Raw genomic sequence first — 11,901 nt, 5'->3', positions numbered from 1 at the left:
GGCCACCCCCGGCCACACCCCCCACCACACCTCCTACGTCCTGGAGGAGCACGGCCGGCCCGTCGCCGTGTTCACCGGCGGCTCGCTCCTCATCGGCACCGTCGGCCGGCCGGACCTGGTCGAGCCCCGGCTGACCGAGCGCCTGGCCCGCGCCCAGCACACCTCCGCCCACCGGCTGGCCGACGAGCTCGACGACGACGTGCCCGTCCTGCCCACCCACGGCTTCGGCAGCTTCTGCTCCTCCTCCCAGGCCCGGGGCGACGCCACGACGATCGGCGCCGAACGCGGCACCAACGAGGCCCTGACCAAGGACGTGGACGCCTTCGTCGCCGGACTGCTCGCGGGCCTGGACGACATCCCCGCCTACTACGCCCACATGGCCCCCGCCAACGCCGCCGGGCCCGCGCCCGTCGACCTCACCCCGCCCCGGCGGGCGGACGCGGCGGAGATCGCCGCGCGGCTGGCGGCGGGGGAGTGGGTGGTGGACCTGCGCCACCGCGTCGCCTTCGCCGAGGGGCACGTCCCCGGATCGTTCAACTTCGAGGGCGACGGGAAGCTCGCCACCTATCTCGCGTGGCTGATCCCCTGGGGCAAGCCCCTCACCCTGCTCGCCGCCGGCCCCGAGGAGCTCGCCGCCGCGCAGCGGGAGCTGGTGCGCGTGGGCATCGACCGGCCGGCCGCGGCCGCCACCGGCACCCCCGCCGGCTGGGTCCGCCCGGGAGAGGCGCTACGCTCCTTCCGCCGCGCCACCTTCGCCGACCTCGCGGCGGCCCGCGCCGCCGGCGAGCAGGTGGTGGTGCTGGACGTGCGCCGGGACTCCGAGCGCGCGGCGGGCTTCGTCAGCGGCTCGGCACACATCCCCATCCACCGGTTGCGCGACCGCGTCGGGGAGGTGCCACCGGGAGTGGTGTGGGCGCACTGCGCGGGCGGGGCGCGCGCGGCCGTCGCCGCGTCCCTGCTGGACGCCGCGGGACGGAACGTCGTCGCCGTGGACGACGTCTTCGACGCCGCCACGGCCGCGGGGCTCACCGTCCCCGGGCGCGGCGCCGCCTGACCGTCCCCGTCCCGTAGGAAGTGATCGAACGATGCTCCCGCAGTCCCTCCACGGCTCCGGCTGTCCCGGCCCGGTGCGCACCCGGCCACACGAACGCGTCCGCCACGACCTCGCCGCGGCGGCCCGGGCCAGGGAAGGAGGGACCGAGGGCGCGATGCCGGCCGCCGGCGGAAGCCTCGGCGACGGCGTCATAGCGTGAGCGCCCTCATACTCGCCCTCGCCGCCGGAGCGGCGGTCGGGCTGGCACTGGGCGCGCTCGGCGGAGGCGGCAGCGTCCTGGCCGTACCCGCGCTGATCTATCTGCTCGGCTTCACCCCGGCGGCGGCCACCACCGCCAGCCTGCTCATCGTCGCGGCGACCTCCGCGACCGCCCTGTACGCCCACGCCCGCTCCGGCAACGTCCGCTGGAGGACCGGCGCGCTGTTCGCGGCCTCGGGGCTCCTCCCCGCCGCGGCGGCCGGAGCCGCGGCGGCCCACCTGCCCCAGCGGGCGCTGACCGCGGCCTTCGCGGCGATAGCGACCCTCGCCGCCGTGACGATGCTGCTCGCGACCCGGAAGAGACCGGCCGGGGAGAGACCGGCGGACGACGAACGGGCCGGCGCACCGGAACGGCCTCAGGGCCAGGGCCGGGATCAGGAGCCGGAACCGCCGCGCCGCGCCCCCGCCGGGGTCAAGGCCGCCGGGACCGGGGCCGGTCTGGGCGCGCTCACCGGACTGCTCGGCGTGGGCGGCGGCTTCCTCGTCGTTCCGACGCTCGTCACGGTGCTGGCCTTCGAGATGCAGGCCGCCGTCGGCACCAGCCTGCTCGTCATCACGACCAACTCCCTGGCCTCCCTGGCCACACGGGGCGCCACCGCCTCCGGCCTCGACTGGTCGGTGATCGCCCCGTTCGCCGCGACCGCGATCCTGGGCGCCTGGGACGGCAAACGACTGGCCGCCAAGGTGTCCGGCACCGTACTGCGCCGGACGTTCGCCGTGGCCCTGCTGGGCGTGGCCGCCTTCATGCTCGTCGACGCCCTGACATGAACCGTGCCTCTCCCTGCCGTACCGCGCCGGTCACCGAGGGGCGCTACGCCAGGGAGAGGAACAGCTTCTCCAGCCGGGCCCGCATCCTCTCCGCGTCCCCGCCGGCGGCCGTGCCCGCCTCACCGATACAGCGCTGAAGCCCCGTGGCGATGATCGCGAACCCGGCCTTGTCGAGCGCCCGCGATGCCGCCGCGAGCTGCGTCACCACGTCCTCGCAGTCCCGCCCCTCCTCGATCATCCTGATCACCCCGGCGATCTGCCCCTGCGCCCTCCGCAGCCGGTTGACCACCGACTTCAGTTCCTCGTCCGCCATTTCGAGTTCCACGGCCCGCTCCTTCGCATACCCCTACGGGTATGCTACGGGCCGCTCGGCCGACCGGTCCCCGGCCGGTCAGGAGCGGCGTGCCGCCCCCAAGCAGAGGCGCAACAGCCGGACGTTGTGCTCGCCCAGGACGGGCACGGCCCGGTCGACCAGCGCGTCCAGCCGTGCGCGCTCGTCGGCGGGCAGCGCCGCGTACTCGGCGGGGGCGTAGGCCGGGGCCCAGCGCAGGACGGCGGCGCGGGCCTGCTCGCGGAACCGGTGGTCGGCGTCGTCCAGCAGGGTCAGATGGCACCGCAGCTGGAAGACGCAGGGCTGCACGGCGAGCAGCCGGAAGGCCGCCGCCCGGACGCGCCGGGGCCGGCCGGGGGCGAGCCGTTCCCACAGCCACGGCTCGGGAAGCCGGTCACCCGAGGAGACGAGCGCGGTGGCCACCTCACGGGTGACGGCCGCCGAAGGGTCGTCCAGCAGCGGCCGCAGCCGCTCCGGATCGATCGCGCCCAGGGCGCGCAGCGCGGCGACGGCCTGGGCCCGCACCCGTGCGACCGGGTGCGCCAGAAACGGATGGAGCAGGGCGGCGTCCTCGCGGGTGCCGCACTCGCCCAGACCGGCCGCCGCACCCGGCGGGACGTCCGCCAGGGGACCGGCGCACAGCTCGCGGTAGCGCGGCAGCGGGTCGGTGCCCCGCTGCCGCAGCGCCCAGCGCGCGCAGGCGCGGACGATGCCCGCCCGGTCGGTGAGGAACGCCGTGGCCTCGCCCGAGCGCCCGGTCCGGTGGAGCGCGGTCACCCCGGAGGCGCGCACCTGGGCGGCCCGGGCGCGCAGCAGCGGGTCGAGGAGCTCGCCGTGCCGGCCGTCCTTCGTGCGGGCGAGGACGGCGTCGGCGCAGACGCCCTGGACGACCACATCGGTGTCCGTGGCCGCGATACGGGCGAGCCGGGCCGGGGAGAAGCGGTTCCGGCGGATGGCGATCCGGTACCCGAGCCGGCGGGTGGCCGGGTCGCTGCTGTCCAGCAGAGTGTCCGTCACCTCGGCGCCGGCGTGCTCCAGGATATCCATGAGCAGGTCGTGGGCGTGGGCGCCGTGCTGTCGCGCCGCCGTGCGCAGCGCGACGGCGGTGACGAGGGCGACGGCGCGTGGCTCCGCGCCGGCCAGTCCGGCGCGCAGCAGTGCCCGGGCCAGGTCACGGACCGGGCCCACCCAGTCCGAGCAGCGCACGGCCACGAGCGGCAGCAGCGCCGGGACCCCGGCGGCACGCTCCAGGGCGGCCTGCCGCATGTGTCCGTCGGGGTGGCACAGGGCGAGGGCCAGGACCGGTTCGCCGGAGGGCGGTTCGCCCGTCGGCAGCCACGCCATGGAGGGCAGGCCGATCGGCCAGTACCAGGGCAGCCGCCGCACTCCGAGGTCGAGAGCGACCCACCGCCGGGGGTCACCGGTGTCGAGGAGCGACTCAAGAGTCGTCCCCTCCGCCGGGCGTCGGGCGGCGGTGGCGACCGCCAGTGCGAGGTCGTCGACGTCGGCGCGCCGGGTGTCCATGAGGAGGTATTCCTTAGAAAGCAAGGCTGAAATGGGGTCGGAAGGGCCATTCTTCACTGGATGTCACCCCATGGCCAAATGTTTTCCTTCATTGTCGGCACCGGCGGGCGGACGCACCTCAAGGACGACGGCGGTGCCGGCCACGGGCCGGCGCTCGTGCATGGTGAACCGCCGGCCGGGCCGGAGGTGCCCCCAGAGGGAGGGGGTGAGGGGCGCGAGCCGTACCGTGGCGCGTCCGCCGGGCTCCAGGGCGTCCTGGCCCTCGACCCAGAGCGAGGCGATGGCGAACGCCGTGTCACCGGTGGGCGTACGGTGCCCGATGTCCCACAGCGGCCGCAGCACCCCGGTGCCGGGGACGGGCGTCCGGCGCGGGGAGTCCTCGGCCAGGGCCAGTTCCGCGCGGATGACGCCGTTGCGGGTCTCGTACGCGCGCCAGTGGCACCAGGCCGTGCTCCGCTCCATCCGCAACTGCCGGGCGGTGTCCGCGAGTTCCTCCCAGAAGGCGAGGGGCAGGGCGGGCCCGCCGCGGTGCTCCTCCAGCAGAGTGAGGGCGAACTCCCAGTCGTCCTGGGCGAGGCAGTCCCAGACGTCCCGCATCGTGAGGTCGTCGTCGGCGGCGGTGCTCTCGGGCACCAGCAGGGAGGCGGCTTCCAATATCCGGGGAACGTCCATCCGCCCATTGTCGTCCGTCAGGCGTGCCGCCCCGCGAACGGCATGGGCGTGGCCGCCGCGTGACGGCGGTAGCCGCCGGGCGGGAGGCCGTACGCGCGCTTGAACGCCTTGGCGAAGGCGAACTCGGAGCCGTAGCCGGTCCGGGTGGCGACGACGTTCAGGGGATGGTCGTCCTCCCGCAGCAGCCGGGCCGCCGTCGTCATCCGCCAGCGGGTCAGATAGGCCAGCGGAGGCTCCCCGACGAGGGTGTGGAACCGGCGGGCGAAGGTGGCCCGGGACGTCCCGGCGCGGGCGGCCAGCGACTCGACGCTCCACCGGGCCGCGGGATCCTCGTGGATGGCCGTGAGCGCCGGGGCGATCACCGGGTCCCGGAGGGCGGCGGACCAGCCCGCCACCGCCGTCGCCGGCTGCTCCTCCAGCCACGCCCGCAGCACGTACAGCAGGAGCGCGTCGATCAGCGCGGGCACGATGCCGGCCGCGCCGGCCCGTTCCTCCTCCAGCTCGGCGCGCAGGAGCCCGACGGCGCCGGAGAGTTCGGGATGCCGTCCGTGGCGGGTCTCCAGGTGGACGACCTCGGGCAGCTGACGGACCAGCGGGTGCGGCCGTCCCTGGTCCAGGTGGTAGGCGCCGCAGAGCAGCGTGGTGCGCGGGCCGTCCCCGCCCAGGGAGAGCGCGCCGATGGGCGAACCGGGACGGAAGCTCGCCCGCCCCGCCTCGGCGGGGGTGCCGGGGGCGTCGGCGAGGACGTGGTGGTGGTTGTCGCCGAGGAAGACCACGTCCCCGGGGCCGAGAGGGACCGGCTCGTGGCGGGGCGCGGTGTCGTCCCGGGGGAGGAGCCAGCAGCTCCCGCTCAGGACGACGTGGAATCCCGCCCCGGCCACCGGCGGCAGGCTCAGCCCCCAGGGGGCGCGCCCCTCGGTGCGGACCGAGGCGGGGCGTCCCGTGCGCATCGATCCGAGTACTTCGGTGAGGATGTCCATGTGCGTGCCCCCGTGCGTCTTCCGCTGTTCCCCGTACGGCGTGATCGTCTCAGACGGCGGGCTCGTCCCGGACGGTGAGGACGATCTTCCCCTGGGTACGGCCCGTGCCGAGCAGCTCGTGCGCCGTGGCCACGTCCTCCAGCGGGAAGGCCGCCGCGACGTGCGGACGGAGGCGCCCGGAGTCGACGAGCGCGGCGATCCCGGCCAGGCCCGCGGCGTCCGGCTCGACGGACACCCCGGCGAAGCGCCGCCCGGCGGCCCGGACGCGCGCGGCGAGCTCCTGGTCGCGGTGCTGCATGATGCTGACGAGCATGCCGCCGGGGCGCAGGACGCGGAGCGAACGGTCGCCCTCGGCCGACGAGTCGAGGACCACGTCGAGGTCCTTGAATGCCTCGGTGAAGTCGGTGGTGCGGTAGTCGACGACCTCGTCGGCGCCGAGGCCGCGCACGAACTCGTGCTTGGCCTCACTGGCCAGCGCGATGACATGGGCGCCGCGCGCCTTCGCGATCTGCACCGCGAGGTGGCCGACGCCGCCGGCGGCGCGGTGGATCAGGACCCGGTCGCCGGCCTTCACCTCGGCCGCGCCCACCAGGGACTGCCAGGCGGTGAGCCCGGCGAGCGGCAGGGCCGCCGCGTGCGTGTGGTCGAGCGAGACGGGCCGCCGGGCGAGGTGGCGCGCCGGCACGGCCACGTACTCGGCGTATCCACCGGCGGCGCGCGGGAAGAGCGGCATTCCGTACACCTCGTCGCCGACCGCGAACCCCGCGCCCTCGGCGGCCTCCTCGACCACGCCGGAGACGTCCCAGCCGATGCCGAAGGGCGGCTCGCCGAGCAGCGGGAGGAAGCCGGACCTGACGGCGGCGTCCACGGGGTTCAGGGCGCTGGCGTGGACCCGGACGAGCACCTCGCCGGCCTGCGGGCGCGGACGCTCGGTCTCGGCCACCTCCAGGACCTCGGGGCCTCCGAGAGCGTTCTGGGTGACGGCGCGCATGGGATCTCTCCTTGATCGGATCGGCTTGATGATCCAACCGTAGAGAGATCAACGGAGACGGAGAATGGTTCTCTGTCTCTCTTTCATGTCCGATCGTCTCAATGCGGGGTGGTGATACCGGACAGGGTGTGCGGATTGGCGGCCGGGCCCTCGGTGCTCAGCAGGACGAGCACCGACGCCGGCCCGAGCCCCAGTGCCGCACGCCGCGCGTCCGCGCCGTCGCCGGTGAGCGCCGCGCGGACGCCCGCGAGGGAGGCGGCCCCGCAGGGGCCGGAGGGGACGCCGAGGGACGCCAGGTCCGCGGCCGCGCGGGCGCCGTCCGCGTCCGTGACGGTGACCGCCGCGTCCAGGCCGTCCCGGAGCGCGGGCCAGGCGAGGTGGGAGACGGTGCCGCAGTTCAGGCCGGCCATGGTCGTCCCGCCGGTGACGACGGTGACGGGCCGCCCCGCCGCGAGGCTCGCGGCGAGGCCGGCCGCGGCCTCCGGCTCCACCGCCAGCAGCGCCGGGGCCCGCCCGTCCCGGCGGCTCCGGTAGTGGGTGACGACGGCCTGGGCCAGCGAACCCACGCCCACGGGCACGGCCACGAGACCGGGCGTCCCCGCCCGCGCGAGCGCGAGCTGCTCGTCGATCTCGGCGCAGAGCGTGGCGTACCCCTCGACGATCCACGCCGGGATCCGCTCGTAGCCGGGCCAGGCGGTGTCCTGGACCAGGACCGCGTCCGGCGCGGCGGCCGCCCCGGCCGCCCGGCGCACCGCCTCGTCGTAGGTCCCCGCGACCCGGGTGATCTCCGCCCCCTCGGCCGCGATGGCCGCCACGGCCTCCGGGTGGACGCCGTGCCCGACGAAGACGTGGGCGCGCTGCCCGAGCAGCCGGGACATCCGGGCCACGGCCCGCCCGTGGTTGCCGTCCGTGGCGGTCACCAGCGTCACCGGGTCCGCCGCCCCCGGCCCGCCGGCCGTCGTCCGCTCGGCGAGGACCCGGCGCACCGCCCAGGACGCGCCCAGCGCCTTGAACGCCGGTAGCCCCAGCCGGGACGACTCGTCCTTGACGAACACCCGTCCCACGTTCAACTCCGCCGCCAGGGCGGGCAGTTCGGTCAGCGGAGTCGGGGCGTAGCCGGGCAGGGAGGCGTGGAAGTCCCGCGCGTCGGCGGGCGCGGGCGCGCACGTCCAGGACCGGGCGGCCGGACGGGCGAACCACGCCGGAGTACGGGGCGACGGCGTACGGGAAGAGGTGAGGTTCTCGGGCATGCCACCAGCGTGCGGCCAACCCCTTCGCACCGTCCAGCACATCTTTCCCACCTGTTGCCGGCGGACGCGCAAGGGGGCATCGGGGCGTGCGGCACCGGGGCGAGTGCCCCCACACGCCCTCACCGCCCGGAACGGACCGGTCCGTCCCGTGGGGAGACATGGGGAAGGGGCCCGCCGCACACCCCGGAGGCCGCGTGCGCACGCGGGGGAGAGGAGCGACGATGACGCCCGCTCAGGTGCGGTACGACGCCGACGGCGTCCACGCGGTCCTGGCCGCCCTGGACCGCCCCTGCCGCATCGTCGGCGGCGACGGCCGCGTGGGCGCCACGAACGCGCCGCCCGCCCCTGGTGACGGCCTCACCGTCCTCGCCGCCGTCGCCCCGCAGCACCCCGGCCGGCTCGGCTCCGCCGAGTTCCGCCAACCGGTGGCCGCTCGCGGCGGTCAGCCCTCGGGGCGCAGCAGGCCGCGCTCGTACGCCTTCACCAGGCGCTGCGGCACCTGGTGGACGGTGCCGTCGACGGTGACGGGGACCAGCTGGGGCGTGGTGGCCTTCCACTGGGCGCGGCGGTGACGGGTGTTGCTGCGGGACATCTTCCGCTTGGGGACGGCCATGGGCGTGCTCCTGGATCGGTCGGGGGATGGTGCGTCGAGCTGCCAGGAAGCTATATGAAAATGGATCCCATTAGCAACTCAATGGGTGTCAGGGGTTGACGAAGAAGCCGCTGAGCCGTGGGGCGAGCCACGGCCTGCGGCCGCCGGGGCGCATCGCGCCACGGACGACCGCCTTCCAGAGGGGCATGCGGCGGAAGGCGATCAGCAGGAAGGTCGTCGGGTCGGTCGTGACCCGGCAGTCGTAGGCGCGCGGCGGCGCGTCGCGGGTCACCGTCGCGACCCCGTCCTCGACGACCACCGCCAGCTGCGGTCCACCCTCGACGGCGAGGTCGAAGGCGATGCGGACACCCCGCGCCCGCGCCGCGTCCACGGCGAACGGCATCATCGTCGGCATCGACTGCCCGAGCACCAGACGCGCGTCGTCCGGCGCGATCGCCCAGGGCAGCCGGGCACCGCGAGCGATGTCGAGGCCGTGCAGGAGGGTCTCGCTGAGCATCATGCCGGTGGCCGCCGCCAGGGGGATGGTGACCCCCGGCCCGTACCAGGGCGTCGCGACGGGCACGTCCGGCGCGAGCCCCTCGGTGACCCGCAGGAACGTCTCACCCCGTTCGACGACCAGCGCGTCGAGACGTGCGCGCGCCTCCTCGCCGATCAGCCCGAGGGCCTTGGCGTTGACCGAGCCGACCCGCTCGGCGAAGGTGACGTCGCCTTCCGGCAGCACGCTGTCCCAGTCCTGGAACTCACGCGTGAACGTGGAGCTGTACGCCACATAGACGGCGCACACATGCGCGCCGACATCGCCGACCGTCCACTGCGGCACCCCCGAGGGCGCACCCGGGTCGGCCGCGTCACGAAGCAGCCCCGCCAGCCGCGGCACCGCGGCCCGCAAGGCCGCACGGGCCCTCTCGTGCTCGGCCCCGGCATCGAACCGGCCGGCAGTACCCATGGGCCCACCCCTTCGGCGACGGACGGCCCGCAGGGTACCGCGGTGCTCGTGCCCATGACAGAGAAAGGGCGGTGGAAGGGCGGTGGGCCGGCTCAGGCGTCCGCGCCGCCGGAGCCCTGGCGCCGGTAGACGGAGTGCTGGACGTGCTCCTTGGCCGGGCCGGCCGTCCGCCAGCGCACCCGCCACTCGTCCGGGGAGACGACCGTGAAGGTGCCGTCGTACAGGTCGGCGCCACAAGGGTGGCGCGTGTGCCAGAGGCCCGTGCGGAGGTCCAGGTCGTGGAAGGGGCGGCCGTCGGCGAAGGTCACCTCCGTCGTGCCGTCCGGGCCGGGCAGGAGCCTGAGCGTACGGCCGGCGCGGTTGACGGTGCCGTTCCAGTCCAGCTCGCCGTCCTCGACGTGCAGCAGGCAGCCGCTGCCGTCGCCGTCCGCCCGGAACTCGGCCGTGCCGTGATACGTCCCGGCCGACCCGGTGGCCAGGTCGGTGAGCGTACGGTCGACCGTCCAGCGGCCGGTCAGGAACGCCAGGACATCGGGGACCGGGCACAGGACGGACGGCTCGGACGGGGGAGCGGTGGCGGCGGAGCTCATGCCCCCAGTATCCGCCGTCCGGGCGGCCGGCACGGCGTTCGCCCATGGCACAACCGCTCCGCTCCTGGCGTACTCCTGTTCCCTCACCGGTCTCCGTGCGCAGACTCGCCACATGAGACTTCTGGTGATCGGTGGATCGGTGTTCCTGGGAAGGGCTTTCGTCCAGGAGGGGCTGGCGCGCGGCTGGGAGGTGACGGTCTTCAACCGGGGCAGGACCCAGGCCGACCCGGACGGCGTCCGGGTGATCCGGGGCGACCGCGAGAGCCCCGAGGACCTCGCCCGGCTCGCCGGGGCGGGCCCCTGGGACGCGGTCGTGGACGTCTGCGGGTACGTGCCCCGCGTCGTGAAGGCCTCCGTCGAGGCACTGGCCGGTTCGGCGGCCGCGTATCTGTACGTGTCCTCCATCAACGCCCGCCCCGGCTGGCCCGCCGAGCCCGTGGACGAGAGCTCGCCCCGGCACGACTGCGCCCCGGACGCGGGCCCCGACGACGGCGACTACGGCAAGCTCAAGGTCGGCTGCGAACGGGCCGTGGAGGAGGGCTTCCCCGGGCGCGCGCTGATCCTCGAACCCGGCCTGATCATCGGGCCGCACGACCTCGCGCGCCGCCTCACCTGGTGGCTGCGCCGGGCCTCACAGGGCGGCCGGATGGTCGCGCCGGGCGCGCCCGGCCGCGCGATGCAGCTCGTCGACGCCCGCGACATCGCGGCGTTCGGCCTGGACCGGATCGTGGCCGAGGACGCCGGGACGTACCTGGTCAGCGGAACGCCCGCGAACACCACCTGGGGCGAGTTCCTGGGCACGTGCGTGGCCGAGACGGGCGGCACGGCGGAACTGGTGTGGGTGGGCGACGAGATCCTGCGCGAGCACGAGGTCGCCGTCTGGACCGAACTCCCGCTGTGGGCACCGGAGGACGGGGAGACGGCCGCGGTCTGGCGGCCCAGCTCGGCCAAGGCCGTCGCCGCGGGGCTGCGCTGCCGTCCCGTCGAGGAGTCCATCCGTGACACCGCCGCCTGGCTGTTCGGCCCCGGCGGCCTCGACGAGGCGTTCGGCCCCGACCGCACGGGCCGGGAGGCGCGGCCCATCACACCCGAACGGGAACAGGCCCTGCTGGCGGCCGCGACACCGCCCCACCCGCTCCCCGGCGATCAGGTCCGGCCTCAGGTCCGGCCTCAGGTCCGGCCGAACACCGAATGACCCCGGGCCGGTTCGCGCCCGTCCGTCACACCCCGTAGCCCGGCGCCGCGCTCTTCCAGCGCGGCGCCGACGGGCTGTACGTTCCGTGCATGCTCGCCCGATCCCGTACCGTCGCGCCGCCCGGGTGGAGCCGCTGGCTCGTGCCGCCCGCCGCGCTCTCCATCCATCTCGCCATCGGCCAGGTCTACGCCTGGAGCGTGTTCAAACCGCCGCTGGAGGCCTCGCTGGGGCTCTCCGGCACCGCGTCGGCGCTGCCGTTCCAGGTGGCGATCGTCATGCTCGGCCTGTCCGCCGCGTTCGGCGGCACGCTGGTGGAGCGCAACGGGCCGCGCTGGGCCATGGCCGTGTCGGCCCTCTGCTTCTGCTCCGGGTTCCTGGTGGCCGCGTGCGGCGCGGCCACGCGGCAGTACTGGCTCGTGGTGGCGGGCTACGGCCTCATCGGCGGCACCGGCCTCGGCATCGGCTACATCTCGCCCGTCTCCACCCTCATCAAGTGGTTCCCCGACAGGCCGGGACTCGCGTCCGGCATCGCCATCATGGGCTTCGGCGGCGGCGCGCTCATCGCCTCGCCCTGGTCCACCGCGCTGCTGTCCGCCTTCGGCAAGGACACGGCGGGCATCGGGAAGACGTTCCTCGTCATGGGTCTCGTCTACGGCGTCTTCATGGCACCCGGCGTCCTGCTGATCCGGGTGCCACCGGACAGAGGCGGGGGCGGGGGCGGGAGCCTGT

Annotated in this window: 14 protein-coding genes; 5 read left to right on the top strand and 9 right to left on the bottom strand. The window is 75.3% G+C overall.

From position 1 onward, the window contains the following. The 3 genes from K6I33_RS23050 to K6I33_RS23040 form a co-directional block, all read left to right on the top strand. Positions 1 to 1,054, top strand: a 1,054-nt coding sequence (locus K6I33_RS23050) for a rhodanese-like domain-containing protein (RefSeq protein WP_229356247.1), incomplete at its 5' end; no start/stop codon positions are given. A 31-nt stretch (positions 1,055 to 1,085) separates the two neighbouring features. After that, on the top strand, positions 1,086 to 1,253 hold the full coding sequence (locus K6I33_RS23045) for a hypothetical protein (RefSeq protein WP_229356244.1): 168 nt from the start codon (positions 1,086 to 1,088) through the stop codon (positions 1,251 to 1,253). Further along, entirely contained in the window at positions 1,250 to 2,080 is an 831-nt protein-coding gene (locus tag K6I33_RS23040) for a sulfite exporter TauE/SafE family protein (protein WP_229356242.1), read from the top strand. Before K6I33_RS23045 ends, K6I33_RS23040 begins: the two co-directional genes overlap by 4 nt. Positions 2,081 to 2,123: 43 nt before the next feature. Here K6I33_RS23040 and K6I33_RS23035 read toward each other — a convergent pair whose 3' ends face one another. The 9 genes from K6I33_RS23035 to K6I33_RS22995 all read right to left on the bottom strand — a co-directional run bounded on the left by K6I33_RS23035 (position 2,124) and on the right by K6I33_RS22995 (position 9,977). Beyond that, the gene (locus K6I33_RS23035) at positions 2,124 to 2,405 is read right to left on the bottom strand and encodes a metal-sensitive transcriptional regulator (RefSeq protein WP_229356241.1); all 282 of its coding nucleotides are present in this window, start codon (positions 2,403 to 2,405) and stop codon (positions 2,124 to 2,126) included. Between the two features lie 66 nt (positions 2,406 to 2,471). Then, positions 2,472 to 3,935, bottom strand: a complete 1,464-nt coding sequence (locus K6I33_RS23030) for a hypothetical protein (protein ID WP_229356239.1) — start codon at positions 3,933 to 3,935, stop codon at positions 2,472 to 2,474. A gap of 63 nt (positions 3,936 to 3,998) precedes the next feature. After that, positions 3,999 to 4,607 (bottom strand): hypothetical protein, encoded by a 609-nt coding sequence (locus K6I33_RS23025; RefSeq protein WP_229356237.1) that lies wholly within the window; start codon positions 4,605 to 4,607, stop codon positions 3,999 to 4,001. 17 nt (positions 4,608 to 4,624) lie between these two features. Beyond that, complete coding sequence (locus K6I33_RS23020) at positions 4,625 to 5,587, bottom strand: AraC family transcriptional regulator (RefSeq protein WP_229356236.1); 963 nt, start codon at positions 5,585 to 5,587, stop codon at positions 4,625 to 4,627. A gap of 49 nt (positions 5,588 to 5,636) precedes the next feature. Beyond that, positions 5,637 to 6,578 (bottom strand): NADP-dependent oxidoreductase, encoded by a 942-nt coding sequence (locus tag K6I33_RS23015; protein WP_229356234.1) that lies wholly within the window; start codon positions 6,576 to 6,578, stop codon positions 5,637 to 5,639. A gap of 98 nt (positions 6,579 to 6,676) precedes the next feature. Beyond that, the gene (locus tag K6I33_RS23010) at positions 6,677 to 7,828 is read right to left on the bottom strand and encodes a diaminopropionate ammonia-lyase (RefSeq protein ID WP_229356232.1); all 1,152 of its coding nucleotides are present in this window, start codon (positions 7,826 to 7,828) and stop codon (positions 6,677 to 6,679) included. 442 nt (positions 7,829 to 8,270) lie between these two features. Beyond that, positions 8,271 to 8,441: a 50S ribosomal protein L32 gene (rpmF, locus tag K6I33_RS23005; protein WP_229356230.1), complete on the bottom strand. Its 171-nt coding sequence runs from the start codon at positions 8,439 to 8,441 to the stop codon at positions 8,271 to 8,273. 88 nt (positions 8,442 to 8,529) lie between these two features. Beyond that, positions 8,530 to 9,387, bottom strand: a complete 858-nt coding sequence (locus K6I33_RS23000) for a maleylpyruvate isomerase N-terminal domain-containing protein (protein WP_229356228.1) — start codon at positions 9,385 to 9,387, stop codon at positions 8,530 to 8,532. A gap of 92 nt (positions 9,388 to 9,479) precedes the next feature. Next, on the bottom strand, positions 9,480 to 9,977 hold the full coding sequence (locus K6I33_RS22995; RefSeq protein WP_229356226.1) for a DUF6314 family protein: 498 nt from the start codon (positions 9,975 to 9,977) through the stop codon (positions 9,480 to 9,482). Positions 9,978 to 10,089: 112 nt separating this feature from the next. On the opposite strand from K6I33_RS22995, the gene K6I33_RS22990 reads away from it, so the two are divergent. Continuing rightward, positions 10,090 to 11,172 carry an NAD-dependent epimerase/dehydratase family protein gene (locus K6I33_RS22990; RefSeq protein WP_229356224.1) on the top strand — a complete coding sequence of 361 codons (1,083 nt, stop codon included), beginning with the start codon at positions 10,090 to 10,092 and terminating at the stop codon, positions 11,170 to 11,172. 89 nt (positions 11,173 to 11,261) lie between these two features. Then, positions 11,262 to 11,901 (top strand): MFS transporter (locus K6I33_RS22985; protein ID WP_229356222.1); only part of this gene is annotated, 640 nt, incomplete at its 3' end.

Source organism: Streptomyces sp. UNOB3_S3, from assembly GCF_020740895.1.
Taxonomy (GTDB): domain Bacteria; phylum Actinomycetota; class Actinomycetes; order Streptomycetales; family Streptomycetaceae; genus Streptomyces.
The sequence above is the reverse complement of the archived record's forward strand: the minus strand, read 5'-3'. Positions and strand labels throughout refer to the sequence as shown.